The organism is Pseudoblastomonas aquimaris, from assembly GCF_035481675.1.
Taxonomy (GTDB): Bacteria; Pseudomonadota; Alphaproteobacteria; order Sphingomonadales; family Sphingomonadaceae; genus Alteriqipengyuania_B.
Map to the genome: position 1 here is coordinate 601,189 of NZ_JAYJJW010000001.1, position 26,889 is coordinate 628,077.

A 26,889-nucleotide genomic window follows, 5' to 3' on the forward strand; every position below is an offset into this window, starting at 1 on the left:
CTCCCCAATGCGCACAGCGGTACTTCCAAAAATTCAAGAGGATCCGCAAGGCTAAGCAGCCCGTCCTAGCAATCTAATACTCTTCGGCCAGCATTACCGTAAGAATCCGCACTGTCTGCTTGGAGTCGGCAGGATCATCAGAACCATAACGACAATCAGGATCGTAGTAGTCAATCTTCCACAACAAGTCGGCGCCAAACAGCTCCAAGTCGCCAAAGTCCCGCTCCCCGTGGGGGTCATTGTCCGGATCAAAACCCGTGTACCCAGCCAAGGCTGCCATGAGCTCCAATGGGCAAAACCCATCCAATGTTTGCACGCCCCCCGTCAACAGTATCCCGCCGCCCTCCCCGCGCTGCCTAAGGGCATCATTCAAGCGCGCTATCTGCTCTGCACGTGGCACCAGGGCACACCTTTCCTGTTCGCTGGTAATCATATCCAACCTCCTTGCTAAATTTTCCTTGGTCGATCCGGCCCTACCCAGCTTGGGCAATCCGGCGTTTCAGGGGCATTTGCCCCTCTACCTGTCAGCTCCTGCTGCTCAGGAATTTCTTGGGCTGGAAGGCTGCCTTCCAGCCCTCCGCCTCGTATTTGGATGAACTCAGCAAGCCCTCGGCGCAGGCCCGCCACAACACAGTGTCAACCGTAGCAATCCGGTATCCAGTCTGTCGGGCTAGCCTCCGGCACAGCTTGTAGGTCGTGGTCCGGTCCCTCCGCGCCAGGCGCTCCAAATGGACATCCGGCTTGGCGTGATCCCCGCCCAGGTTTTTCAGCAAATGGTGGGCGGTAACAGGGCCGATCCACGGCAGTGTCTTCAGGTATGCCAGCCTGTCAGGGTCCGCGCGGTAGGCTGCAAACAAGGCATTCCGCTCCTGCCAAATGAAATCAATGGCCGCGCATTTGCCTTCATGACCATATTCGTCGGCTGCTGAACGTCCTTGCCTTAAGGCTACCATGCATCGCGCAAAGATCGGCCCCGCAATGGCGTTTCTGAAGCCAGAGTTGCAGATGACGTAGATAGCCTCAGCGGCAAAGGCCTCTGCGTCCGCTGGCTCCGCAATGGTCTCCGTGTGATCAATGCCGGGCCCATAGCCAGCGGTGCGCAAGGTTGCCTCTATGGCCCTGAACCGTTTGAGCGTAATCATAGCAGCCGCACCAGTTTGCGCTGCGCCTCACGATCGCCTTCTATGTACCGCTCAGTGGTGGTCAGCGCGCTGTGCCCTGCCAGCTCCTGCACATCCCTCAGGCTACCACCCACTTTGGCAACTAGCCTGGCAGAGTTGGTAATGAAGGTCCGGCGCCCTGAATGCGAGGAGCAGCCGGTCAAGCCGACCTTGGCGTAAAGCGCGGTAAACCAATTGACCACGCTGCCTGGAGTCAGGTGCCCACCCTTCTGGGATACCAACACCGGCCCGTGGCGTGGCTTACCCGCGGCTTTCCATGCTGACCGCAAGGCCGCGGCCAGTTGAGGGTGCAGCGGTATGCGCCTGGCGCGGCCGTTCTTGGCTATATGTCCGGCGACGGCAATGGAGTCCGCAATCCCGCCGCTCGGCTTGGTCACCATGGCCCAATCCAGCCCAGCAATCTCACACGCTCGCAAACCGGCCTTGTAGCTCAGCAGGATCATTATAGCGTCGCGTTGATTGTGGCGGCGGGCCGAAACATGGGAAAGCAGGTGCTGCAGATCCTTTGCTGCGACAACCTTGGCCGATCCACGCACTTAATGTCCTTCAGTTCCTGCGCCTGCCGCGTAGCAAGGCCATTATAGCGTCATATGTTTATTTCGCAATATCAGTATGTTACCCAACCCTCTTACCAAGCGGTCTGGGGATATGCGGCTCTGCGCATGGTGGAAACTACACAAGCGCCAAAAAAGGGGCAGGTGTAACCCCGCCCCTTCCTAGGGTCACACTCGACGGCCGCTGTCTCTGGCCTTGATGGTCGGCCCATCAATGAAAAAACGCCGGTACTTGGCCCTGCGCTTTCGGTGGGTGCGCTTCCAGAAGGCGCGTTCATCAAATGGCGCAATCCATTCCTTGCCGTCCTCCGCCCACCTAGCCATGCGTTCCTTATCCCACAGCGCCAAGAGCGTGCGGCACCGGCCAAGCATGGTTGCGCCTGAACCGGTACCACTCACGACAGAGGACAAAGGGATCTGCGCCATCAGCTCGAATATCCGCATGGCCAGTTCGGGCCTGTACCCCTTCGTAGTGCTCATCATCCTGGCCTTCGGAACTGGAAACGTACCCAACTCCTTCTTCGGTGGGACAAGGTTCTTCGCATCATGCGGGGCCTTGAGCAGGTAGGCGGCCCAATAAGATGGGCAACCCAATGGCTCGGATAGGTGGCGTACGTGAATAGGATCAGCGCCGAGCCTGGAGGTCCAGGGAATGTTGCTGCGCTTCTTCTCCCAGCCCAGTTCCCGCTTGATATCCTCTGCACTGTTGTTGGGCGCATTCTCATGCTTCCAACCAAGGATATGCACGTGTGCCAGCAGTGTCCTGCCCTTCCCGCCTCGCGGCCAACTGGTTACAGCCTGGACCTCGACCACGTAGAGGCCGTCAAGGCCCACCTTACGCATGGCCTTGTCAGCCTTACGCCCCAGTGTCCGTCGCAAATAGCGCGGGGTCCGGTCGGACATTATACCTTCGTCGGCAAGCAAGGTAAGGAAGTAGAAGTCGAGATCGTCGCTCGCTCGAGCTAGATCCCGCACCTCCTGGGCAATGAACCTAGCATAGCGGAAGCGGGCAACCAGGTCTGATGCCCTAATGGCCCCGCCCATTGGCAGCCGACCGGAAAGAGACAGGAACCTGTCCCTGTCGTCCTTTTCCGGCTTTAGCTCCTCTACCCTTTTCTCGACTAGATTCAGGAACCCGCGGTGGGTCCGTTTCAAGTGCCGCTTCGCCAGCCTCCAGGTCTTGCGCTTCCTGTATTCCCCGTTCTCAGGTTTCCAATTTCCCGAATCCCTTTTCATGCTTCATCTCCCCGATCCAAATCGGAGGAAGAGGCATTCTCTTGTGCATTACATACTGGAGGCGGCGAGGATGCGGAGGTGCTGCTCCTTTCCTGCTCGGAAATCCATGCCTCCACAGCTGCTGGTAAGTAGCGAACCGACCGACCAAGCTTCTCGAAGTGGGGGCCTTCGCCACGCAACCTCCAGCCTTGCAGCGTCCGCTTCGACACATTCAGCCAGATTGCGACATTCGCCTCTTTCAGCAGCTTCCGAGTGCCGTGTTGAGGCTCATTGGTGGTATTTTTCATCGTAAATTCTCACACGTTTCACTGAACATTTGCGTCAGCGATGAGGATTTACAGATGCGGATGTCGCGTCATCGTGTTGGCTTAATTTGCCTCACTGGGCATTTGCCGATCATACCAGATGGTGTTCTTTATACCCCTGTATTTTCATGCGAAAACCTGAATCCGAGTAACGGCAAAAATGGGGAATGAACATCTTGTCCATGATATGCTCAGACCATTAGCTTTGCGGATTATGATATATTCATATCGTTGGTGTGCTAGGTCCTGACACGCACAGTTCACGGGAAATGAGGAAAAGGAGAATATGGCGAAAAACACGAAGGCACCGCCGCTCAAAGACTTCAGGGCGTGGCGCAAACGACTACGTAAAGCGTACCAACGAGCATGGCAGAAGGAGCGGACCGCACAGGGGTTGGTCCGGCCGCGAGATCAGCCAAACAACGTTATGCGCCTGCAGGCCTATGCCTATTTTTGCGAGCTCAAGGCCAGGGGCCTGATCTCGCAATTGCGCGCCCATATTGAAGACCGCGATGGGACGCGTTGGAACGGCCATGGGGATAGCGACGAGCAGTGGGTAATGCGGCTCTTGGTGGCGCGCGGCAAACAGCACGCCGATCAGGATGAAAAGAAGATCGCTAACGCCAACGCGCTCCGCAGCAGGATGTGCGCGGAGTTCAAGCTGGCCGCACACAACAAAGTGCGCCCGGAAGCCTTGCTGGGTTTCCTCTATGAAGTTGGGCCTGCCGCGCAGATCAAGGCTGATGCCATGGACCCACCCACCTATAACTGGGCCGAGCCTTACCGGAGCGCGACTGCTACCAAACGCACTGCGAAGCGCCGCAAGCAACACAGCCCAGTCACGAAACAAGTGAGCACTGATGCGTGGGATGAAGAGGAGGACCTTGATGCTGACACCTGGGATGGCGACTACGACGGTGGCTGGCCAGATGGGTAATGCCGCAAAAGGCATGGAATGCCATGTTTATTTAGTTTGGTAGTCTACGCCCTGGTCCCTTGACCAAGTTTGTTTGATCAGGCGAATTACGAGTGATCGTAAAACGCTGTGGGGGCTGATAATTGTCTGAGAATTTTGCAAGCGGCAATCCGGTCGGCTCGTCCGAAGGACTTACCTACGAAGCTGATCTGTGCGGCAATATTGAGCAGGCCCTAAAAGGATTGCTTGGCTACGGCATCATGGGCCTCGAGCTCGTCCAGAACGCCGACGATGCTGGCGCCGACACACTGGTTTTCGATGCGACCACCGAAGCCCTACTTGTTCACAACAATGCGGAGTTCACGAGCTGCGGACATCTGCATGGTAGGTGCCAATGGGAGAAGGCGGGGGACCCGCAGGGCCTCAAGCGCCCATGCAACTTTCATGCTATTTCTCGCATGGGAAGCCGCAGCAAGATCGCAGCGTCAGAGCAGATAGGCCGCTTCGGCATTGGCTTCGTATCTGTCTACCAAGTTACCGATACACCGATCATCCGCTCGGTAGGAGCGCAAGTCCAATTGGACCCCTTGAGCGGCAGAGGGGCTGTTTCTCAAATCGAGCATAAGGCAGGCACTGAGTTTGTCTTGCCTTGGGCCTCGGCTAGTTCGGACATTCGTTCCGCTCTCAACCGGTCCCCAACCCCCGCTAATGTAGCTTCAAGCGTGGCATCCGAGATCGCTCAGATGCTTAGATCCAGCCTCTTGTTTCTTAGGCATCTCCAGCGGGTGGAAGTCCGAGAGGACGGACGACTGGTTACGGCGGTCAACATCGACCGCGGCGCAGAGAAGCTTACGTTAGATTTTGGCCCAAGCGGGAAAAATGAATGGCTGATCCTGGAAGGAAGCGCAGATGCGGTGATCGAAGCGGAACAGCTGTCTCAAAGGTTCGAGGCGCTGGAGAGGCTGGATAGATCGCGTACCGTAAGCTTAGCCATTCCAATCGACGAGGGACCGATCGAAGGTCTGCTTTTTGCATACCTCCCAACCCGGCATGCGACAGGATTGCCACTTCATATAAATGCCGACTTCTTTCCCCACGCAAGCCGTCAGGACATCGTTCTTAAGGGTGAAGATCACGAGAGATACTGGAATGAAGCGCTTATAATTACCGCTGCCAGTATCCTCTCCGAAAACTTCGAAAAAATAAGAGACACACTCGGTCCAAAAAAGCTCTGGGAGCTTGGATCGGCCGCCTACAAAATGCGCGGCGAGACAGCGTTCGGCGCGTTCTGGGAAGGCTTTGCCGAGGGAGCGGCTCTACATCCTTGCGTATGGACCCAGGCTACGAATTGGCATTTGGGCGAAGGTACGTTCCTCGCGCCAGAAAATATGCCGCCAGCTGAGCGGTCTGCCCTGGAGATGGTCGGTGTCGATATCATCGACGAAAGCCTACGACCGGAATTCACCGCCTTGACTGCTGTGGGCTCACGAAACCTTGTCCTGTCCACGGCGGTCTCTGCTCTAGAGGAAAATGCCGGTGCAAGCATAGGTAAAGAAGAACCATTTGTTCCCGATTTATGGGACGCTGTCGCTCGGCTAATGCAGGTATCGGAAGGTAGGACGGGTTACGCTGCTGTGGTGCAACGCCTCCAAGCCGCTGTTTTCCTGCTCGACATCGATGGGGACGCCAAGTCTCCAAATCAGGTTTGGCGTTTGCCATCAGGGGTGAGCTCGAGACACATCCGACGCTATTTTCCTGATTGCCCAATCGTAAGCGACAAGGTGGCGGCCAATCCCTCGTTGGAAGGCCTTATTGACGAGCTGACTTTGGAGGAGTTTGCTGCGTTATTGTCCAATGCTCTTCGTGAAGAGAGCGACACTCTGAATTTGGTCGGGACTACGCCCGAAGATGCGACCACTTTCTACAAACTTTTGGTTTCATTCCCTGCCGATGAGCTCGGGCGGACAGAACAGAGGTTGGCAGAAACGCCATTGCTCCGCACCAAACAGGGTTTTGTTCGGCCTGCCAGATCCCAGCTGCCGGGCCACTTCCGTGATCCCAGCGGCTACTTCCGTTTGATCGACACTTCGCTTTTCCCTCCGGGAATGGATGAGTTCGCAAGGTACGTACTGAACGTCGATGTCCTTAGTTTCCACGAGTACATCGACAATCATCTCGTTACGATCCTGGCTACCGATCTGACGCGCGAACAGTACCGCGAGATCGTCACGCAAATCGTAACCCACAAGAATGAGCTTGCTGACAAGGGAAGCCTAGCCCGCCTCGCGGACAGACCTTTTGTTAGAACGAAAGCTGGCACCTACGCGAAACCTAGTGACTGCTACTATTGGTCTGCGCCGCTTGAGAGCATTCTCGGAGACGATCGGGAAACCTGGGTGGATCAAAGTTGGATGCCATCGGGCTCGAACGGCGCGAAGCTGCAAGACCTTTTGGAAACGCAGCTCGGCATGCCAGTTACTGTCACCGCACGGCATATAGTCGACCGAATTTGGGAACTTGCTGACGATGGAACGCCGGACGAGGTGGCGGACAAAGTAACCCCCCTAATTCGGCACATGATCGAGCGATGGCCGCGTTTTGGCGAAGCCGAGAGGGAGACTTTTCAGGAACTGCAAGATTTGGAGTTTCTGCCCGCGCTCGTCGATGGTGAAAGGGACCCGGAAAACCTTTATTTGCCAACCGAAGTATATCGGGCGGCGCGCGCTGCTGGCTTTTCCTCACAAGTGGCTGTCATAGATTTAGCTCCACTGCGCCGCGCCAGCAGCACGGTAAACGAAATTTTGGACCTGCTTGAGGTTCCGGAAGAGCCCGCCACTCAGGTAGTGGTAGATCACCTCCATTCCTGCGTGCGAGAGAACGTGGCGCCCTCGACCGTGACCTACGCAATTCTAAATGAACGCGTGGATGCGGAAAACGACCTCGCTGCGATCGAAGCGCTTACTGCGCACAATTTCATCTACGACCCGAAGCTCGAACGATATCTCGGGCCTGACGAAGTTTTTTGGCTGCCGCCCCCTTTCCGCGGTTATTGGTGGCAAGCAAACCGCAATATGGCTCAGCATTCGGCTCTCTACACCTTGCTGGGGGTCCGGGACGAACCAGAGGCAACCGATTACGCGAGCCTGATGCTAAAGATCGCGGCTAAAGCGGACCTGACAGCAGAAGATCTTGAGATCCACTCGCGATGCCTGGATAAACTTTGCGGCTTTCTCGAAGAGAATGATCCGGGATTCTTTGGGGCGATTTCACTTCTAAAGACTGATGGCTCTCTACTGACCGTCGATGGTGACGCTGTCTGGCCAGAAGACGCCATCTGGATCGACACCCCGCAACTGGCCGACGCATTTGGACCAGCGCTTAATGACTGCTTGGTCAAACCTCCCGAGGCCGCGAGAACTTCGCTCGTAAGACTTTATCAAGCTATGGGCGCGAGGCAGCTCTCAAAGGTAGCTAGTTTGCGTCTGGCTGGCGAGCCTGATCGAAAGCCCGAACCGCAGGCAAGTGCGCATCTACAGGAACGGGCCGACCTATTGTTATGGATTGCACCGAATACCGGTTCGCGGCGCGCTTTGCAGTCGATGCTCAAAGCGATCGAAGTTCAGAGCAGCGAGAGTTTGGGGGTGCGTGCGGAGATCGCGGAATTCGATCCGCCGGTCTGCTCACCGATAACGCAGGTCTCCGCATACTTTGAAGCAGAGAGGCAGACCCTCCATGTAGTACCGTTGAGGTCAGGGATAAATTGGCCTTCCGCGATGACGGTATTGTTCGCGGAATTAGAGGGGCTCAGCGCTGTGTCAGATCCCAAAGCGATTGTCGCGGCAGCAACTCTCATAATGGTATCTTCGTCGAGGGAGACTGCGCAGGATGCGTTGGTGGACTCTGGCTATGTAATGCCGATGGATGTGGCTGAAGAAGAGCTGGGTTCTGCGCTCGGCGAATTGGATGAGCAACCTGAGGAAGAAGAGCTACCTGCTGCGGACTTAAATGCTACCGATGAAAATCCGGAGCTCGTGGAGGGTGCTGCCGATCCTTCGGATGACCATGCAGACGGTGCAGAACGGGACGAAGTAGAGAGCGAAGAACTTTCCCCGGAGCGTGTCCCCTTGGCTGGCGGCGAGGAAGGTCCGAATGGCCTCACAGACTTGACCGAGGAAGGCGATGCAGAGGAAAATTACCAGTCGAAACGCAGCAGCGCACCATTAGGTCGAAATAACGATGCCGTAGAGCGCAGTCCAAGCGACAACTCGGCGACGGCGCAAGCTAGCAAATCGAAAATCAAGCCGAATATGGGGGGGCGTGAACGTAAAGCACGAACGTCGCGAATGCTCTCCTATGTATCACGCGAAGGTGATCGAGGAAGCGACGATACCGACCAGAGCACCAATGGTGAAGACATCAGTGCTTTGATAGATGTAGCTGCCGTTTCGGCTGCTCTAAAGTTCGAGCAGCAGCGCGGTTGGGAGCCGGAGGAGCAACCTCACAATAATCCCGGATATGATATCCGTTCAGTTGGCCCCAACGGCGAAAGGCGCCTCATCGAGGTCAAGGGGCTTGAAAATGAGTGGACACAACGAGGCGTAAAGCTTTCCCATGTCCAGTTCGACATGGCGCAAAGACATCCAACCGAATATTGGATTTACATCGTAGAGCATGCGCGCGATCTGAAGAGCCAGCACGTCAACGCAATCAGTAATCCCTTTGAGAAAGTTGAAGAGTATTGGTTTGATAATGCTTGGCGGGCACATGCGGAAGAGATGGCCAGCGCTTTCAAGATGAATTTGCAGGTGGGCGCAATCGTTCGCCACAAGCTTTGGGGCAAAGGAACCATTATCGAGGTCAACCGAAGCGATTTCGCTATCAAAGTTAAGGTCGACTTTGGCTTCGAGGGGACAAAGTTCATCCCCTTGAATTCGAGTTTGGAATTATTGGGCTAATGGCTATCTGCATCCCTCCGTTGGAGCTGGCCCGGTCAGAGTCTTCCGCTGAGCTAGACCTGTTCAAGGCGTTGAGCGCGCAGCTCGATGACGGATTCACAATAATGCATTCCATAGCTTGGATAGCCAAACCCCGCCGGGGCGCCCCAAGAGACGGCGAGTGTGATTTCCTGATCGCACACCCTCATTTCGGGCTCTTGGTCCTTGAGGTCAAAGGCGGCCGCGTTTTCCTGGACTATCAGACCCAGAAATGGATCTCGATTGACCGCGGCGGCAATCCGAATCCGATTAAGAACCCATTCGAGCAAGCCAAAGGCGGAAAGTACTCAATTCTTGAGAAGCTGAAGGAAAGCTCATCGTGGCAGCGTCTCGGCATCAGGCGCTTCAACATCGGGCACGCTGCCTTCTTCCCTGGAATTGGCAATGGGCAGCAGCTGCGCGGCCCGGACGCTCCAATAGAAATCATCGGTGACCGGAATGACATGGATAACCTGCAATCGTGGGTTACCCAGGCCCTAAACTACTGGAGCGAGAATGATAGCAATCGGGTAGAAGAGCTGGGTCAACGAGGCGTGGACTCGATCGTAGCCACCTTTGCCAGGAGGGTTTCAACCCGTCCGCTGCTCTCTGCTCGCATTCAAGATGAAGAACGTGAGAGGATTGTTCTCACTCAGAAGCAAGCCCAGATTCTTGATATCCTGCAACGGCAGCGGCGGGTAATGGTCGCAGGCGGCGCAGGAACAGGTAAAACCCTTATCGCGCGCGAAAAAGCATTCCGCACGGCGAACGAGGGACTAGAAACGCTGTTGGTTTGTTTCAACAGGCCGCTCGCCGACTTTCTCCGCGAACAATGCAAAGACATCGACAACCTCGACGTCGCAAGTTTCCACCAGGTGTGCAGCGCATGGACATCGCGGGCCAAAAAAGTAAGTGGACGAGATTTTCTCGCTGAGGCGCGCCGAGACCACCCTCGAGCGAACGAGTTTGATCACATAATGCCCATAGCGTTGGCTAACGCCATCGACTCTCTTGGTCCCAAATATGACGCGATAATCATCGACGAAGCACAAGATTTTGGTGACGAGTTCTGGCTACCGATAGAGATGTTGCTAACCGATCTAGAGCAAGGGCTGCTCTACGTATTCCTTGACGAGAACCAAGACATTTACCGTCGCTCTGGCAACATTCCTGTAAATTCTGAGCCGATGATTCTTGACCAGAATTGCCGCAATACCGGAGCCGTTCATCGGGCCGCATACAAGCACTACCGTGGCATCGACGTACGGCCGTCGCCAATTGAAGGCGTTGAGGTCGTTTCACTCCCTGCGTCAAGCCGAGCATCACAAGCAAAATCTATAGCTTCACTCATCACAAAACTAGTCGTGGAAGAGCAGATTGCGCCACATGATATCGCTGTTCTGATATGTGATAAGAAAGCGAAAGCGGAATACGAGGAGGCCCTGTGCCGCTTACCCATTCCAAAACCCGCCCGCTTCGGCAGACTCGAAGATTTTGGGCCGAATGTTCTAACGGTCGATACGGTCGCCCGGTTCAAGGGACTGGAAAGAGATATTGTAATACTCTGGGCGTTCGATGACCTAAGCGCAGAGCACGATCGCGAAACGTTTTACGTCGGTATGTCTCGAGCTAAGTCGAGCCTTTATCTTTGTGGTGATAGAGCGCGGTGCGATAAGTTGCTCTCTGATTGAGGCCTTTGGACTAAATGGCTACCAGTCCAATAGGGCGTAAGGTACAGAGTACCACATTTGCTCCCCATTCATTTTCTAAGCGTCCGGCGCAGAAGTAGCGCCATCCGTAGTGTAGCTCTGTTCCCCCTCTCCTGTTGTCGCCCCTCTTACTTGCTGGCCAATCAAGTCGGCCGCCCGAAGTGCCGGATCTTTATCGAGGTGCGAATAGCGCAGGGTGGTCTGCACCTGGGTGTGGCCAAGCAGCCGGCCGACGATGGCAAGGCTCGTGCCGGACCCAAGGGCCAGGCTCGCTGCCGTGTGCCGCAGGTCGTGCACTCTTACCCCTTCCAGTCCTACCTCTTTACAAATGCGCGCCCATGGCTTGCGGAGGTTGTGAATGTGCTTCCCGCCTGAGCGGCCAGGGTAGATATACGCCTGTCCTTTAGAACGGGCATGTTGATCGCGCAGGACCGCAACGGCATCCTTCGACAGGTAGATCGTCTTGGCGCCCGACTTGCTGTCCGGGAGCGCTATCATTTGCAGGCCCCAATCAACCCATGCCCACTCAGCGCTGGCGAGCTCGCCTGACCGTGCACCGGTGAGGAGCAGCAGCTCCAATATGTTTGCGGCATGGGCCGTTATCTCGTTCTGGGCCACAAGTTTGGCGCTTGCCTCGCGCACGGCGCGTATTTCTTCGATAGAAAGGAAGCGCTGCCGTGCTCGTTCACGAAACTTGCTGATGTGGCGGCACGGGTTGGTGCCTTCCCGCCACTCCCATTCCTCGGCCAGGTTCATGAGCTTTGACAAGAGCGCAAGGGTCCGGTTGGCCTGGTAAGGTGTATCAGACAGCTTTTTATGAAACGCGTCCACCTCTGCGCGGCGGATCTCCTCAAGACGATGCTTGCCAAAAGCCGGTTTCAAACGGTCGTTCCAGATTGTTTCGTAGTTGCGTTTCGTGGACGGCTTTTTGAGTGGCAGGTGATCGCGTTCATAGCGATCCCATACGTGAGCCAACGTTGGAGCAGCGGCTACTGACTGCCGTGTCGCCTGCGGATCGCCGCCGTCGGCGACAGTGGCAAGCGCTCGTTGTGCTAATACCCTGGCCTGCTCTGCGGTGACTGGCCCATGCATACCGAGACCGAGCCATCGTTGTCTGCCTGCACGCCCTCCGTGGGTGCGATATTTCAACACGTACTTGCGCTTGCCGCTCGGCAGCACCTTAATGCCGAAGCCGGAGATCTTGTCGTCCCAAGCAAAGCTCGGCCGGGTTTCCGGAGTGGGAATAGATTCTACAAGGGTCTTCGTGATCCGCGGCATGTTAGGCTCCTCCACCGCCTGACAAGTGCCAAAAAGCAGCACGTCTGGCAATCAGGATAGCAACCACCTAGCAACCACCCCAGAAAGAATTTGAGGGTACACCCAAGAGAGCTAGCGGAGCTGATTTATACCTATAGCTCCTTTATTACAGCATTTTGCAGGACAATAGCGTATCCAAACGCACTACCAAGCAAGTTTACCCGACACGACTCTTAATCAGCGGGTCCTAGGTTCGAACCCTAGTGCGTCCACCACCCCTCCTCACGAAAATTCGCAACTCCCGTCTGCCGGCATCGATTTGCTTTTGGCGCGCAAATGCAAAGTCGCGCCTTAGCCCCTCGCGAAATCCGCCGGGCGGGCTACAAAGCGCCGGATCATGACCGACAGCAAAGCGCTCACCCACCTCCAGCGGCTCGAGGCCGAGGCGATCCATATCATCCGCGAAGTCGCGGCGGAGGCGGACAAGCCCGTCATGCTGTATTCCGTGGGCAAGGACAGCGCGGTGATGCTGCAACTGGCGCGCAAGGCCTTCTATCCTGCGCCGCCGCCCTTCCCGCTCCTTCACGTCGACACGACCTGGAAATTCAAGGCGATGTACGAGCTGCGCGACAAGATGGCGCGCGAGATCGGCATGGACCTCCTGGTCTATCGCAACGCCGAGGCGGTCGAGCGCGGGATCAACCCGTTCGACCATGGCCCGCTCCATACCGACATGTGGAAGACGGAGGGGCTGAAGCAGGCGCTGGACAAGTACGGCTTCGATGCGGCTTTCGGCGGTGCCCGGCGCGACGAGGAGAGGAGCCGCGCGAAGGAACGCGTTTTCTCTTTCCGCACAGCCAGCCATGGCTGGGATCCGAAGAACCAGCGTCCGGAACTGTGGAACCTCTACAACGCAAGGAAGCGCAAGGGCGAGAGCATTCGCGTCTTCCCGATCAGCAACTGGACCGAACTCGACGTGTGGCAGTACATCCAGCTCGAGAATATCGAGATCGTGCCGCTGTATTTCGCGGCGAAGCGACCGACCTTCGAATATGAGGGCGGCCTGTTCATGGCCGACGATATCGAGCGCCTGACCGAGGTGATGGGCAAGCCGCCGGAGATTACCGAACGCTCGATCCGCTTCCGCACGCTGGGCTGCTTCCCGCTGACCGGTGCGGTGGAAAGCGAGGCATCGACCCTGTCCGAAGTGATCCAGGAGACGCTGCTCACCACCACCAGCGAGCGGCAGGGCCGCGTCATCGACAAGGATGCGGGCGGCGCCGGAATGGAACTCAAGAAGCAGCAGGGTTACTTCTGATGACCGGCACGATCTACGAAACCGATGCGCTGATCGCGGAGGATATCGACGCCTACCTGGAAACGCACCAGCACAAGACCATGCTGCGTTTCATCACCTGCGGCAGCGTGGACGATGGCAAGTCCACCCTGATCGGCCGTCTGCTGTATGACAGCAAGATGATCTTCGAAGACCAGCTCGACGCGCTGTCGAGCGATTCGAAGAAGGTCGGGACGCAGGGGCAGGAGCTTGACTTTGCCCTGCTCGTCGACGGGCTGGCGGCCGAGCGCGAGCAAGGCATCACGATCGACGTCGCCTATCGCTTCTTCAACACGGAGAAACGCAAGTTCATCGTCGCCGATTGCCCGGGGCACGAGCAATACACGCGCAACATGGTCACCGGCGCATCCACTGCCGACCTTGCCGTCATCCTGGTGGATGCGCGCAAGGGCGTGCTGGTCCAGACGCGGCGGCATTCCTACCTTTGCCACCTGCTCGGCATCCGCAACATCGTGCTGGCCGTGAACAAGATGGACCTGGTCGAGTATGGTCGGGAAACCTTTGACAAGATCGTCTCGGACTATCGCGAATTCGCCTCAGCCATCGGGATCGAAGACTTCACCGCCATCCCGATCTCGGGGTTCAAGGGCGATAACATCACGTCCGCACCCAGTGCCCACACGCATTGGTACGGTGGGCCGAGTTTGGTCGAGCATCTCGAGACGGTGGAGGTGCGCTCTGCCGTAGATGCGCAGAAGCCGTTCCGGATGCCGGTGCAGTGGGTCAATCGCCCCAACCTCGACTTCCGGGGCTTTGCCGGCCTGATCGCGACCGGCAGCGTGAAGCCGGGCGACGCCGTGCGCGTTCTCCCATCCGGGAAGACTACCACCGTGAAGTCCATCGTCGCCTACGAAGGCGATCTCGACGAGGCGATAGCGGGCCAGTCCGTCACGCTTACCTTCGAAGACGAGATCGATTGTTCGCGCGGCAACGTCATCGCCGCGTCCGACAATCCACCTCAGGTGGCGGACGGTTTCGAAGCGACGCTGACCTGGCTCAGCGACGAGGCTCTCGTGGTCGGGCGTTCCTATTGGCTGAAGCTGGGCACGCAGACCGTCAGCGCAGCGGTCCAGCAGCCGAAATACGAGGTCAACGTCAACACGATGGACCGCCTCGCGGCGAAGAGCCTCGAACTGAATTCGATCGGCGTCGCAGAGGTCCTGACCGACAGCCCCATCGTCTTCGAACCCTACGCGGACAACAGGACGCTGGGCGGCTTCATCCTAATCGACAAGATGACCAATGCAACGGTTGCTGCCGGCATGCTCAACTTCAGCCTGCGCCGCAGCCAGAACGTCCACTGGCAGGCGACCGACATCGGCCGCGAACATCATGCGGCACTGAAGAACCAGCAGCCGCGCGTGCTGTGGTTCACGGGCCTCTCCGGGTCCGGCAAATCGACCATCGCCAACGAGGTGGAAAAGCGGCTCAATGTGATGAACCGGCACACTTTCCTTCTGGATGGCGACAATATCCGGCACGGGCTAAACAAGGACCTGGGCTTCACCGAAGCGGACCGGATCGAGAATATCCGCCGCATCGGCGAGGTCGCGAAGCTGATGGCCGACGCCGGGCTGATCGTGCTGACTGCGTTCATTTCACCGTTCCGTGCGGAGCGGCAGATGGTGCGCGACATGCTGCCCGACGGCGAGTTCATCGAAATCCATGTCGACACCCCGCTTGAAGTTGCCGAAGCGCGCGACGTGAAGGGGCTTTACGCGAAGGCACGCGCCGGCGAGCTCAAGAACTTCACCGGTATCGACAGCCCCTATGAAGCGCCCGAGAATGCCGACATCGTCGTGAACACAGTCGAGATGTCCGCCGAGGCGGCTGCCGATCACATCATCGCGCAGCTGATGCCGCTCAAGTGAACGGGACCAGCATGACCGACGCGGAACTCGCCGCGCATCTCGCCGAAGCCGCAGGTCGCATCCTGATCGAAACGCGCGAGAGTGGCGTGGCCGAAGGGCAGGCGCTCGGTGACGCGGGGGACGTCATTGCCAACCGTTTCCTGTGCGAAGCATTGCGGGCCGCCCGACCGGACGACGGCTTGCTGTCTGAAGAAGAAAAGGACAACAGCGCGCGCCTTTCGCACAGCCGGGTCTGGATCGTCGATCCGGTCGACGGCACGCGCGAGTATAGCGAAGGGCGCAGCGACTGGGCGGTCCATGTCGGCCTTGCCATCGACGGCGAGGCGCAGGTCGGCGCGGTTGCGCTGCCCGGGGTCGGACTCGTGCTCCGCAGCGATCGGGTGGGCGAAGTGCCGCCTTCTCCTGATAAACTGCGCATGGTCGTCAGCCGGACCCGCCCTGCTGCGGAAGCCGTCGCCGTCGCGGAGAAGCTGGGAGCCGAGCTGGTGCCGATGGGAAGCGCGGGCGCCAAGGCGATGGCTATCGTGCGCGGCGAGGCGGACATCTACCTCCATTCGGGCGGCCAGTTCGAATGGGACAGCTGCGCCCCGGTCGCGGTTGCTAAGGCGTATAGCCTGCATTGCTCGCGCATCGATGGCAGCCCGCTCGTTTACAACCGTGCCGACACTTACATGCCCGACCTGTTGATATGCCGGCAGGAACATGCCGAGCAGGTGTTGGCGGAAATCGCCGCGCTGTAGACCTCAATGTGCGCAGCGCTTGACCTGCTCACATTAAAATGTGAGAGGCGCGACATGGAAAACGCAACCATCGCTCGAGTCCGTTCCCTTATCGAGAACGGCGATATGTCCCGCTCCGGTCTCGCCCGGGCAGCGGGTCTCCACGCCAACACCCTGCGCGACGCGACCAGTTCGGACTGGAACCCGACGCAGGACACGCTGAACAAGCTCCAGGCATTCATCGAAGCGAATGACGACACGCCCGTCCTCGTGCCGATCGAGGAGATCATCGCCGAGGCCCGCAACGGCCGCATGTTCGTGCTGGTGGACGACGAGGACCGTGAGAACGAGGGCGATCTCGTCATCCCCGCGCAGATGGCTACGCCGGATGCGATCAACTTCATGGCCACCCACGGCCGCGGCCTCATCTGTCTCAGCCTGACCAGGGACCGGACCGAGCGCCTCGGACTCGAACTGATGAGCCGATCCAACGGTTCGCGGCACGAAACCGCCTTTACTGTCAGTATCGAAGCGCGCGAAGGCGTCACCACCGGGATCAGCGCGGCCGACCGCGCGCGCACCATATCGGTCGCCATCGACAGCACCAAGGGTCCGACCGAGATCGTGACCCCCGGCCATGTCTTCCCGCTGGTGGCCCGCGATGGCGGCGTGCTGGTCCGCGCCGGTCATACGGAAGCGGCGGTCGACATCTCACGCCTCGCCGGGCTCAACCCTTCCGGCGTGATCTGCGAGATCATGAAGGACGACGGCACGATGGCGCGGATGGATGACCTGGTCGCCTTCGCCCGCAAGCACGGCCTGAAAATGGGAACGATCCGTGACCTGATCGAATACCGGCACCGCAACGACCACCTGGTCGAACGCGTTGCCGAAAGCCCGTTCGAATCCGATTACGGCGGCAACTGGACGCTCTACACCTATCGCAACACGGTCGACGGCAGCGAAAGTTTCGTCTTGCAGAAAGGCCGTGTCGAAGCGGGCAAGCCTACCCTCGCCCGCGTTCACACGCTCTCGATCCTCGACGACATGATGGGCCGGCCGGGACCGCGCAAGCGCATCCTGCAGCGGGCGATGGAGGAAATCGGCCGCGAAGGCGCGGGCATCATCGTCCTCCTCATCAAGCCGCGCGAGGTCGACACGATGCGCGGCGGCCGACCCCATCCCGATGCAGAGCTGCGGCAGTACGGCATCGGCGCGCAGATTCTCGCCGACCTCGGCGTCACGGACATGACGCTGCTCAGCAATTCGCATCGCAACGTGGTGGGCATCGAAGGCTACGGCCTCAACATCGTCGGCGAGCGGCCGATCGCAGGAGAAGACTGATGGCGAAGTTCCTTATCGTCGAAGCGCGGTTCTACGGCCACCTCAACGACATGCTGGTCGACGGCGCGCGATCTGCGCTGGAGGCTAAGGGGCATGAGGTCGAGGTCCTTACCGTGCCCGGCGCGCTCGAAATTCCCGGCGCCATCGTGCTGGCGGCGGAGAGCGGCCAGTACGACGCATACGTCGCCATTGGCGTCGTCATTCGCGGAGAGACCTATCACTTCGAAATCGTAGCCGGCGAAAGCGCGCGGGCGATCATGGCGCTGACGATGGACGGCATCGCCATCGGCAACGGCATCCTCACGGTCGAGAACGAGGAACAGGCTGTCGTCCGCGCTGACAAGGCGCAGAAGGACAAGGGCGGAGAGGCTGCGAAGGCGGCGCTAACACTGCTCGATCTCAGGTCGCGTTTCGGCTGACTCCCAGATGCCAGAGATCGCCGCCCTGCTGATGATCGTGTCGGGGGCGATCCACGCCTCGGTCAACGCAGTCCTGAAATCGGGGCCGGACAAGCTTGCGAGCCGTGCGCTGATCGACATGTCGGGCGGCTTGCTGGCGCTGCCCGCGATCTTCTTCTTTCCGGCACCGGACGGCGCATGGGGCTGGCTGCTCGGTTCCTTCGTCGTCCACGGCGTCTATTTCCTCGCGCTGGTGAAAGCATTCGAAGTCGCCGACATGAGTGCGAGCTATCCGGTCATGCGCGGCACCGCGCCGGTGTTCGCGGCGATGGGCGCGGTCGCCTTCCTGGGCGACGCGCTGACCTTGCCGGTGGCGATCGGCATGGGATTGGTCACTACCGGCATCGTCCTCAGCATGATCGGCAAGAACCTGACCGCACCGGCGCTGTTCTGGTCGCTGCTCACCGGTATCGCCGTGGCCACCTACACGGTGCTCGACGCGGGGGGCGTTCGCGCTGCACCTACGACCATGAGCTACATCGCCTGGGCGTTTTTCGTGCTCGGCTTCGGTATCGGGGCAGCTTTCGGCGCGTGGCGGGGCCGCGCTTTCGTGACCTATGCGCAAACCCACTGGAAAAGCTGCGCGACAGCAGGCGCAGCAGGCGTGGTCAGCTACGGCCTCGCCATGTTCGCCTATGCCACGGGCGACGTGCCCCGCCTCGCCCCCTTGCGCGAAAGCTCGATCCTGTTCGCGCTGGTCATTGCCGTCCTGTTCCTCGGCGAGCGTCCGGACCGCTACAAGATCGTGGGCGGCGTCGTCATTTTCGCAGGCGTGGTGACGCTGCTGTTAAGCCGATAGCGGGCGCCGCGCTCAATCGAATTTCGCGAATGCCTCGTAGCCGGCGTAGACCGCGCAATCGCCCAGCTCTTCCTCGATGCGGATCAGCTGGTTGTACTTGGCGAGCCGGTCGGAACGCGCGAGGCTGCCGGTCTTGATCTGGCCGCAGTTGGTCGCAACCGCGAGGTCGGCGATCGTTGCGTCCTCGGTTTCGCCCGAACGGTGGCTCATCACCGCGGTATAGCCGGCGCGCTGGGCGATGCTGACCGCGTTCAGGGTCTCGGTCAAAGTACCGATCTGGTTGACTTTCACCAGCAGGGAATTGGCCAGCCCCTTGTCGATGCCTTCACGAAGCCGCGCCGGATTGGTCACGAAGAGGTCGTCGCCCACCAGCTGGACGTTCTTGCCGATTTTCTCGGTCAAAGCCTTCCAGCCCTCGAAGTCGTCCTCGCTCATGCCGTCCTCGATCGACCGGATCGGATAGGCGTCGGCGAGTTCGGCAAGGTAGCCTGCAAATGCGGCCGGATCGTGCGAGGCGCCCTCGCCTTTCAGGTGGTACTTGCCGTCGCGGAAGAATTCGGTCGCCGCGCAATCGAGCGCGAGGACGATGTCCTTCCACGGCGTGAAGCCGGCCTGTTCGATCGCCTTCATGATCAGGTCCAGCGCTTCGCGCGTGCCGCCGATCTGCGGCGCGAAGCCGCCTTCGTCACCCACGGCGGTGGACAGGCCGGCCTGCGTCAGTTCCTTCTTCAATGTGTGGAAGACTTCCGCGCCCCAGCGAACCGCTTCGGCCAGGCTGCCGGCGCCGGTCGGCATGATCATGAATTCCTGAATATCGATCGCGTTGTCGGCATGCTCGCCGCCGTTGATGATGTTCATCATCGGCACGGGCAGCAAATGCGCGGACACGCCGCCGATGAAGGAATACAGCGGCAGGCCGCGGGCGTCCGCTGCCGCCTTCGCCACCGCGAGGCTGGTGCCGAGGATCGCATTCGCGCCAAGGTTGCCCTTGTTGTCCGACCCGTCGAGCTCGATCATGGCGAGGTCGATTTCGCGCTGGTCTTCGGCATCGAGGCCCATGATCCTCTCGGAGATGGCCTCGTTGACGGCCTTCACCGCCTTGAGCACGCCCTTGCCGAGATAGCGGTCGTCGTCGCCATCGCGCAGTTCCACCGCTTCATGCGCGCCGGTCGAGGCGCCCGACGGGACTGCCGCCCGGCCGAACGAGCCGTCTTCGAGCAATACGTCGACCTCCACCGTGGGATTGCCCCGGCTGTCGAGGATTTCGCGGGCGTGGATGTCGAGGATTGCGGTCATGGCGCGGGCATCTCCGTTGTGGTGTTTTGCGCCGTCTAGGGATCGGAACAATTCGTCGCAAGCGCCGTTGCTATAATGACAACCGTCTGCGCGGGCCGCGCCCCGCAGCGCATACGAAAACAAGAACCCGTCAGGGACGAAAGGATTACACAATGGCCGATACCTCTGCGACCACCCCGAAAACACGCACCACCAAGGCCCCGAAGGTGGAAACCGTCGAAGCGACCAGCGTCGACACGATGGCGGAAACCTCGCCCAACAAGGCAGAGGCCAAGGCCCGTTTTTCCAAGGCGATCGACGAAGCCAAGGCAGGCGCTGCCGCCCTTCGTGACGAAGCGAAGGTCCGCGCAGCGGGTTATCGCGAACAGGGCAAGTCGAAGAGCGGCGACCTGAGCGCCGAAGCGAAGACGAAGGCTCGCGGCCTCGCGCAGGACGGCAAGACTGCCGCGAGCGACGCCTTGTCCGGCCTTGGCCGACTGGTTTCCGAAAACGCCAGCGTGGTAGACGAGAAGCTCGGTGCGAAATACGGCGATTATGCCCGCTCTGCTTCGCGCAGCCTGCAGGAAACCTCCGCCAAGCTGGAGCAGAAGGAACTGGACGAGCTGGCCGAGGATGCCCGCGAATTCGTCCGCAAGAGCCCCGGCCTTGCAGTCGGTCTCGCCGCTTTCGGCGGTTACATGATCTCGCGCCTTTTCCGCCGTTAAGCGGTTGGGCAACGAGGGCGTGGACCGACCACAGACCGACCAGATGAATGGAGAGCCCCTGCCTGAAACGGCGGGGGCTTCCCCTGTCTCCGCTTACGACGACGAAGCCGGCGACGGCAGCCACGACGGCTCGCTGTTCGACGATGTCAGCGCGTTGATTTCCGACGGCAAGACCTACCTTGACGCGGAGTTGCAGTACCAGAAAACCCGCGCACGCTATGCCGGCAAGCATTCGGGCCGGGCGGCTGTGTTCGGCCTGCTGGCAGTGCTCTGCCTTTTCTTCGGCCTTATCGGGCTGACCGTGGGAGGCGTCCTGCTCTTGATCCCCCGGATCGGGCCGATTGGCGCAACGGCAGTCGTCGTGGCGGTATGGCTGGTGCTGTGTGCCATCTGCGGTTTCATCGCCGGCGGCCATGCTGCCCGCGTCTCCCGAGCCATATCGCAGGACAAGCCATGACCCCGCTGGAAAGACAATTCGTCGAAGATCGCGCCATGCGCGATTCCGCAAAAGCGCTCTTTTCCGCCGACGTGGCCCAAGTCCGCAGCGATCTCGCCAACCGCGGCGTGGGTGAACGCATCGGCGCGCGTATCGGCGAAGGCGCGGTCGACATGGCCGACGAAGCGCTGGAAATGGCGGGAGACAACAAGGGCGTGATCGGTGCAGCCCTTGGCGCGCTGCTGCTGTACCTCTTCCGCAACCCACTCATCGACTGGCTATTCGGCGATGACGAAAGCGGATCGGACGAAGAGCGCGACGCGCGCGACGACGGGTGGGACGAAGCGGAACAATACTGACCGCGGGCGCATTGGTTTGGTAGATATCCCAAACACTTGCCCAGAGGACACCATGAGCAACCTGACCGTAGTTTCCGACAACGACGCCGCCACCAACCAAGCCGCCATGACCGAAGAGGAAAAGCGCGAGGCAATCCGCGCGCGTATCGAAGCCGGCGAAGCCGACCTCGAGCGTCGGCAGGAAACCAGCTTCACCGACCAGCTGGCAGAAGCCCGCGATGCGGCGGTCGAGTACACCAAGAAGAACCCGTTGACCGTGGTAGCCGGTGCGGTTGTTGCCGGCATCGCCATCTCGGCGCTGTTCCGGAATTCGCCGACCCGCCGGGCGGGACGCCGCGGGGCCGCTCTGGCCGCACTCGCGGCCGATGCGGTCATGGAATATGGCGAAGCCGCCCTCGCCTCGATCAGCGAAGCCGGCCGCAGTGGCTTGCAGTCGCTCGATGATCTGGGTGATCGAGCGGGTTACGAAGCGCGTCACCTCGGCCGTGCCGCCAAGTTCCGGGCCGCCGACGCCAGCGATCGTTCGCGCCTGGTGGGCCGCCGCGCGATCAAGGGTTCGCGCCGTTCGATCGAACGCGCAGGTCGCTATTTCCAGCGCTGAACGCGCAGCCCGCGCGGGTTGACTGCAATCGAATTTCCCCGTCCGGGCCTTGCCTGCGGTGGGGAATTTCGTATGGCGCGCACTGAAACCAGATAACGGACAGGAAGGTGGCCCGATGGCCGATCAGGAACTTTACCAGGTAATGGGCGGGCGCGTGAACGACCCGCGCGGCCACGACTTCAAGGATCCGGAAAGCATCCACGTGGTGGGCGTGTTCCGCAGTTACGACGACGCGGTCGAGGCATGGCGGGGCCAGGCCCAGCGTACAGTCGACGATGCGGAGATGAAATACGTCATCGTCCACTTGCACAAGTTGTTCGAACCGGACGTAAAGGTATGACCGCCCAGCCAGCGGATACGAAAAAGGGCTGCCGGATCGCTTCCGGCAGCCCTTTTTGTTTGCCCAGGGGCTGGTGCCTCAGATGAATTCGATCTTCTTGACGAGATAGAACTTGTCCCCGCTCGGCACGGTCACTTCGATCTCGTCGCCGACTTGCCGGGTAATGAGCGCGCGGCCCAGCGGCGAGCTGTAGCTGATGCGCCCCTTCTTCGCGTCGGCCTCGGTCTGGCCGACGATCTGGTACTTAACCGGCTTGTCGTCTTCGTCCAGCAGGGTGACGGTGGCGCCGAACACGATCTTGTCGCCCGAAAGGGAAGTCGGGTCGATGATCTGCGCCCGGCTGACACGGTCTTCCAGGTCGCCGATCATGGCTTCGACCTGGCCCTGGCGTTCCTTCGCGGCATGGTATTCCGCGTTTTCGGAGAGGTCGCCATGCGCGCGCGCTTCCTCGATCGCGTCGACGATTTTCGGACGTTCGGCGCGCAGCGCCTTCAGTTCGGCGGTGATCTGCTCATACCCTTCGGCGAGCATCGGCACTTTTTCCATGGTCCGTCTTTCTCTCTCGCTCCCCGCACAACCGTGTCAAAACCGCCCTGCCCGCTCCCATGAAGGGTGCGGCCCTGTGGTCCGGTCTGTCGGGGAAAATCTCTATCCGTCGGTGCTGTAATAGTCCTGAAGCGGCCGGACTTCAAGCTGGCCGTCGCGCGCGGCGGCGATGGCCTGCACCGCGGCTGCGCTGGCAGCCGCGGTCGTGTAGTACGGAACCTTGCTGTCGAGTGCGCTGGCGCGGATCGACTGGGAGTCCTTCAGCGACTGCCAGCCTTCGGTCGTGTTGATGATCAGCGCCACTTCGCCGTCGATGATGCGGTCGACGATATGGGGCCGCCCTTCGGCCACCTTGTTGACCCGCGTTACGGACAGACCCGCCTGCGCGAGGAAGCTTTGCGTGCCGCCTGTTGCTATCACATCGAAACCAAGCAATATCAATGACTTGACGGGCTCAAGGATCACCTGCTTGTCGCTATCCTTGACCGACACGAACACGGTGCCGCTTGTCGGCAGGATCATGCCCGCCCCGATCTGCGACTTGCGGAACGCGGTGGGGAAATCGCGGTCGATCCCCATCACCTCGCCGGTGGAGCGCATTTCGGGCGAGAGCACCGGGTCGCTGCCGGGGAAGCGGGCGAAGGGGAAGACCGCTTCCTTCACCGCCATGTAGTCGAGCTCGCGGCGCACGGCGGGGAATTCCGACAATTTCTTGCCCGCCATAATCCGCGCGGCCCACTTGGCGATGGGCTGGCCGATGGCCTTGGCGACGAAGGGCACCGTGCGGCTCGCGCGCGGGTTGACCTCGATCAGGTAGACCTCGCCATCCTTCACCGCGAACTGCACGTTCATCAGCCCGACCACGCCGAGCTCGATGGCAAGCGCCTCTGCCTGGCGTTCCATTTCCTCGACGATTTCGGCGGGCAGGCTGTAGGGCGGGATGGTGCAGGCGCTGTCGCCCGAGTGCACGCCCGCTTCCTCGATATGCTGCATCACGCCCGCGATGCGAACCTCGCTGCCGTCGCAAAGCACGTCGACATCGCATTCGATGGCGTCGCGCAAATACTGGTCCACCAGCACCGGACTGTCGCCCGACACGTTGACCGCATTCTCGATATAGTCGTCGAGCTGCGGTTCGCTGTCGACCACCTCCATCGCGCGGCCGCCGAGGACATAGGACGGGCGCAGCAGCACGGGATAGCCGATCCGCGCGGCCGCCGCGGCGGCTTCGTCGCGGCTGCGGGCAATGCCGTTGGCAGGCTGTTTCAGCTTCAGCTTGTTGACCAGCTTGGCGAAGCGTTCGCGGTCTTCGGCCAGGTCGATGGCGTCGGGGCTAGTGCCTAGGATCGGGATCCCCGCATCTTCCAGCGCCTGCGCCAGCTTCAGCGGCGTCTGACCGCCGAACTGCACGATCACGCCGGCAAGCTCGCCCTTCGACATCTCCACGCGCAGGATTTCCAGCACGTCCTCGTCCGTCAGCGGCTCGAAATAGAGGCGGTCGGAGGTGTCGTAATCGGTGGAGACGGTTTCCGGGTTGCAATTGACCATGATGGTCTCGAACCCGTCTTCCTCCAGCGCGAAACAGGCGTGGACGCAGCAGTAATCGAACTCGATGCCCTGCCCGATCCGGTTCGGGCCGCCACCCAGGATGACCACTTTCTTGCAGTCGCTCGGGTTCGCCTCGTCCTCTGCCTCCCCGAAGGACGGCGCTTCGTAGGTCGAGTACATGTAGGGCGTGATCGCTTCGAACTCGGCGGCGCAGCTGTCGATGCGCTTGAACACGGGCAGCACGCCCAGCTTGTAGCGCAGCTTGCGCACTTCCTCTGCGCTGGTGGCGCCGGCCATGGCGCGCAAGGCATCGTGCAGCAGCCCGCTGCGCTTCGCCTGCGTTTCCGCGAGGCCCCCCGCAACACCGACGGAGCGCACGGCCAGCGTGGCGAGGCGGCGGTCCGAAAAGCCCATGGATTTCAGGCGGCGCACTTCCTCCGCCGTGTTCGGCAGGCCGTTATGCGCAATCATCCGCTCTTCGTAGATGATCGCCTCGATCTGGCGCAGAAACCACGGGTCGTAATGGGTGACCGCGTGGATTTCATCGAGCGTCAGCCCTTCGCGGAAAGCCTGTGCGACATTGAGGAGGCGGTCGGGCGTCGCTTTCGAAAGCGCGGCGGTGATGACCTCGCGGCTCGTGCCCTCCAACTTCAGCACCCGGTTGAACCCGTCGAGCCCGGTTTCGAGGCCGCGCAGCGCCTTCTGCATCGATTCCTGGAAGTTGCGGCCGATGGCCATGACTTCGCCGACCGACTTCATCGCGGTGGATAGCTCGTTCTTCGATCCCTTGAACTTCTCGAAGGCGAAGCGCGGGATCTTGGTCACGACATAGTCGATGGTGGGCTCGAAACTGGCCGGCGTGGCGCCCGTGATCTCGTTGGTGATTTCGTCCAGCGTGTATCCGACGGCCAGCTTCGCCGCGACGCGCGCGATGGGAAAGCCGGTGGCCTTGGATGCGAGCGCGGAAGAGCGCGAGACGCGCGGGTTCATCTCGATCACGATCAGGCGGCCATCCTTGGGATTGACTGCGAATTGTACGTTCGAACCGCCTGTTTCCACGCCGATTTCGCGCAGCACCTTGATGCTGGCGGTCCGCATGATCTGGTATTCCTTGTCGGTCAGCGTCAGCGCCGGCGCGACGGTGATGGAATCGCCGGTGTGGACGCCCATCGGATCGACATTCTCGATCGAGCACACGATGATGCAGTTGTCGTTGCGATCCCGCACGACCTCCATCTCGTATTCCTTCCAGCCGAGGAGCGATTCCTCGATCAGGACTTCGGTGGTGGGGCTGGCGTCGAGCCCGCCGCGTACGATGCTTTCGAACTCGGCCCGGTTGTATGCCACGCCGCCGCCGGTCCCGCCAAGCGTGAAGCTGGGCCGGATGATGGAGGGAAGGCCTGTCCTTTCAAGCACTTCGAAGGCTTCTTCGACAGAGTGTGCGATGCCGCTGCGTGCGCTTTCCAGCCCGATTTTGTCCATCGCCACGCGGAATTTCTGGCGGTCTTCGGCCTTGTCGATGGCTTCGGCATCGGCGCCGATCATCTGCACGCCCAGCCGTTCCAGCGTGCCGTCGTTGAACAGCGCCAGCGCGCAGTTGAGCGCCGTCTGCCCGCCCATCGTGGGCAGGACCGCGTCGGGCCGCTCCTTCTCGATGATCTTGGCGACGATTTCCGGCGTGATCGGCTCGACATAGGTCGCGTCGGCAAACTCCGGATCGGTCATGATCGTGGCGGGGTTGGAGTTGACCAGGATCACCCGGTACCCCTCCTCCTTCAGCGCCTTGATGGCCTGCGTGCCGGAGTAATCGAACTCGCACGCCTGCCCGATAACGATAGGCCCCGCGCCGATCACGAGGATGGAGGAAATGTCAGTGCGTTTGGGCATTCAGGCAGCTTTCGTGATACGAAACTCCCTTCCCTTGAGGGAAGGGTCGGGGATGGGTGTACGGCGTTGGCTGAAAAGAGACTGACCGCAACCGCGCGCAATCTGCGGCGCGACATGACGGACGCCGAGAGAAAGCTGTGGCAGCACTTGCGTGCGAGCCAGCTCGGCGTGAAATTCACGCGGCAATTCCCGGTCGGGGGATACATCGTCGACTTCGCCTGCCGCAGCCTCAGGCTCGCGATCGAATGCGACGGCGGGCAGCATTCGCGCGAAAGTGACGCCGCGCGAACGGAGGTGATCGAAGCCCACGGCTACCGCGTCATCCGCTTCTGGAATCACGACATTAACGAAAATCCGGACGGCGTGTTGGCGATGATTGCTGCCGAGATCGAACTCGCGCGCAACCAGCGATGACGACCTCCCCTTCCTTGGAGGGAAGGGGTCGGGGGATGGGTGTACAACGCCTGCGATGTCGTCTTGCCCCATCACCGCC

At 60.2% G+C, this 26,889-nt stretch carries 24 protein-coding genes; 15 read left to right on the top strand and 9 right to left on the bottom strand.

Features of this window, described 5'->3' with window-relative positions:
• Nucleotides 1-73: 73 nt before the first annotated feature.
• From VCJ71_RS02885 to VCJ71_RS02905, 5 genes are all read right to left on the bottom strand, one after another.
• The gene (locus VCJ71_RS02885) at nt 74-433 is read right to left on the bottom strand and encodes a DUF3768 domain-containing protein (RefSeq protein WP_324638947.1); all 360 of its coding nucleotides are present in this window, start codon (nt 431-433) and stop codon (nt 74-76) included.
• Nucleotides 434-524: 91 nt separating this feature from the next.
• Entirely contained in the window at nt 525-1,142 is a 618-nt protein-coding gene (locus VCJ71_RS02890; RefSeq protein WP_324638949.1) for an HhH-GDP family DNA glycosylase, read from the bottom strand.
• Entirely contained in the window at nt 1,139-1,717 is a 579-nt protein-coding gene (locus tag VCJ71_RS02895) for a tyrosine-type recombinase/integrase (protein ID WP_324638951.1), read from the bottom strand. The genes VCJ71_RS02890 and VCJ71_RS02895 overlap by 4 nt, the downstream gene beginning before the upstream one ends.
• A gap of 186 nt (nt 1,718-1,903) precedes the next feature.
• On the bottom strand, nt 1,904-2,971 hold the full coding sequence (locus VCJ71_RS02900; RefSeq protein ID WP_324638953.1) for a hypothetical protein: 1,068 nt from the start codon (nt 2,969-2,971) through the stop codon (nt 1,904-1,906).
• Nucleotides 2,968-3,258: a helix-turn-helix transcriptional regulator gene (locus tag VCJ71_RS02905; RefSeq protein WP_324638955.1), complete on the bottom strand. Its 291-nt coding sequence runs from the start codon at nt 3,256-3,258 to the stop codon at nt 2,968-2,970. Before VCJ71_RS02905 ends, VCJ71_RS02900 begins: the two co-directional genes overlap by 4 nt.
• A gap of 304 nt (nt 3,259-3,562) precedes the next feature.
• Here VCJ71_RS02905 and VCJ71_RS02910 point away from each other — a divergent pair, with 304 nt between their 5' ends.
• The 3 genes from VCJ71_RS02910 (at nt 3,563) to VCJ71_RS02920 (ending at nt 10,856) form a co-directional block, all read left to right on the top strand.
• Nucleotides 3,563-4,213, top strand: coding sequence for a hypothetical protein (locus VCJ71_RS02910; protein ID WP_324638956.1), 651 nt, complete (start codon nt 3,563-3,565; stop codon nt 4,211-4,213).
• A 122-nt stretch (nt 4,214-4,335) separates the two neighbouring features.
• Complete coding sequence (locus VCJ71_RS02915; protein ID WP_324638958.1) at nt 4,336-9,147, top strand: protein NO VEIN domain-containing protein; 4,812 nt, start codon at nt 4,336-4,338, stop codon at nt 9,145-9,147.
• Nucleotides 9,147-10,856: a nuclease-related domain-containing DEAD/DEAH box helicase gene (locus tag VCJ71_RS02920; RefSeq protein ID WP_324638959.1), complete on the top strand. Its 1,710-nt coding sequence runs from the start codon at nt 9,147-9,149 to the stop codon at nt 10,854-10,856. The genes VCJ71_RS02915 and VCJ71_RS02920 overlap by 1 nt, the downstream gene beginning before the upstream one ends.
• Nucleotides 10,857-10,931: 75 nt before the next feature.
• On the opposite strand, the gene VCJ71_RS02925 is transcribed toward VCJ71_RS02920, so the two are convergent.
• Nucleotides 10,932-12,152, bottom strand: coding sequence for a tyrosine-type recombinase/integrase (locus VCJ71_RS02925; RefSeq protein WP_324638960.1), 1,221 nt, complete (start codon nt 12,150-12,152; stop codon nt 10,932-10,934).
• Between the two features lie 373 nt (nt 12,153-12,525).
• Between VCJ71_RS02925 and cysD the strand changes: the two genes are divergently transcribed.
• Genes cysD through VCJ71_RS02955 form a run of 6 tightly spaced genes read left to right on the top strand, consistent with a single transcriptional unit; the run spans nt 12,526 to nt 18,679 of the window.
• A complete protein-coding gene (gene cysD / locus VCJ71_RS02930) occupies nt 12,526-13,449 on the top strand; it encodes a sulfate adenylyltransferase subunit CysD (RefSeq protein ID WP_324640860.1) in 924 nt (307 codons plus the stop codon).
• The gene (cysN, locus tag VCJ71_RS02935) at nt 13,449-15,359 is read left to right on the top strand and encodes a sulfate adenylyltransferase subunit CysN (RefSeq protein WP_324638962.1); all 1,911 of its coding nucleotides are present in this window, start codon (nt 13,449-13,451) and stop codon (nt 15,357-15,359) included. The genes cysD and cysN overlap by 1 nt, the downstream gene beginning before the upstream one ends.
• Before the next feature lie 11 nt (nt 15,360-15,370).
• Nucleotides 15,371-16,099 carry a 3'(2'),5'-bisphosphate nucleotidase CysQ gene (locus tag VCJ71_RS02940; RefSeq protein WP_324638963.1) on the top strand — a complete coding sequence of 243 codons (729 nt, stop codon included), beginning with the start codon at nt 15,371-15,373 and terminating at the stop codon, nt 16,097-16,099.
• A 54-nt stretch (nt 16,100-16,153) separates the two neighbouring features.
• A complete protein-coding gene (ribB, locus tag VCJ71_RS02945; protein WP_324638964.1) occupies nt 16,154-17,422 on the top strand; it encodes a 3,4-dihydroxy-2-butanone-4-phosphate synthase in 1,269 nt (422 codons plus the stop codon).
• Nucleotides 17,422-17,841, top strand: a complete 420-nt coding sequence (gene ribH, locus VCJ71_RS02950) for a 6,7-dimethyl-8-ribityllumazine synthase (protein WP_324638965.1) — start codon at nt 17,422-17,424, stop codon at nt 17,839-17,841. The genes ribB and ribH overlap by 1 nt, the downstream gene beginning before the upstream one ends.
• Before the next feature lie 7 nt (nt 17,842-17,848).
• Complete coding sequence (locus VCJ71_RS02955) at nt 17,849-18,679, top strand: DMT family transporter (RefSeq protein ID WP_324638967.1); 831 nt, start codon at nt 17,849-17,851, stop codon at nt 18,677-18,679.
• Nucleotides 18,680-18,691: 12 nt separating this feature from the next.
• Here the strand turns inward: VCJ71_RS02955 and eno are convergent, their stop codons facing one another.
• Nucleotides 18,692-19,975 (bottom strand): phosphopyruvate hydratase, encoded by a 1,284-nt coding sequence (gene eno / locus VCJ71_RS02960; RefSeq protein WP_324638969.1) that lies wholly within the window; start codon nt 19,973-19,975, stop codon nt 18,692-18,694.
• A gap of 152 nt (nt 19,976-20,127) precedes the next feature.
• Between eno and VCJ71_RS02965 the strand changes: the two genes are divergently transcribed.
• From VCJ71_RS02965 to VCJ71_RS02985, 5 genes are all read left to right on the top strand, one after another.
• Nucleotides 20,128-20,679 (top strand): hypothetical protein, encoded by a 552-nt coding sequence (locus VCJ71_RS02965; protein WP_324638971.1) that lies wholly within the window; start codon nt 20,128-20,130, stop codon nt 20,677-20,679.
• Nucleotides 20,680-20,722: 43 nt separating this feature from the next.
• Nucleotides 20,723-21,136: a phage holin family protein gene (locus VCJ71_RS02970; protein ID WP_324638973.1), complete on the top strand. Its 414-nt coding sequence runs from the start codon at nt 20,723-20,725 to the stop codon at nt 21,134-21,136.
• A complete protein-coding gene (locus tag VCJ71_RS02975) occupies nt 21,133-21,474 on the top strand; it encodes a hypothetical protein (protein WP_324638974.1) in 342 nt (113 codons plus the stop codon). The genes VCJ71_RS02970 and VCJ71_RS02975 overlap by 4 nt, the downstream gene beginning before the upstream one ends.
• A 52-nt stretch (nt 21,475-21,526) precedes the next feature.
• A complete protein-coding gene (locus tag VCJ71_RS02980; RefSeq protein ID WP_324638976.1) occupies nt 21,527-22,075 on the top strand; it encodes a hypothetical protein in 549 nt (182 codons plus the stop codon).
• Between the two features lie 115 nt (nt 22,076-22,190).
• Nucleotides 22,191-22,415 carry a DUF4170 domain-containing protein gene (locus VCJ71_RS02985; protein WP_324638977.1) on the top strand — a complete coding sequence of 75 codons (225 nt, stop codon included), beginning with the start codon at nt 22,191-22,193 and terminating at the stop codon, nt 22,413-22,415.
• Between the two features lie 78 nt (nt 22,416-22,493).
• Here the strand turns inward: VCJ71_RS02985 and greA are convergent, their stop codons facing one another.
• Together greA and carB are read right to left on the bottom strand one after the other, a co-directional pair.
• Nucleotides 22,494-22,961 (bottom strand): transcription elongation factor GreA, encoded by a 468-nt coding sequence (gene greA / locus VCJ71_RS02990; protein ID WP_324638978.1) that lies wholly within the window; start codon nt 22,959-22,961, stop codon nt 22,494-22,496.
• Between the two features lie 102 nt (nt 22,962-23,063).
• On the bottom strand, nt 23,064-26,396 hold the full coding sequence (gene carB, locus VCJ71_RS02995) for a carbamoyl-phosphate synthase large subunit (protein ID WP_324638980.1): 3,333 nt from the start codon (nt 26,394-26,396) through the stop codon (nt 23,064-23,066).
• 66 nt (nt 26,397-26,462) lie between these two features.
• On the opposite strand from carB, the gene VCJ71_RS03000 reads away from it, so the two are divergent.
• On the top strand, nt 26,463-26,810 hold the full coding sequence (locus VCJ71_RS03000; protein WP_324638982.1) for an endonuclease domain-containing protein: 348 nt from the start codon (nt 26,463-26,465) through the stop codon (nt 26,808-26,810).
• The last annotated feature ends 79 nt before the right edge of the window (nt 26,811-26,889 follow it).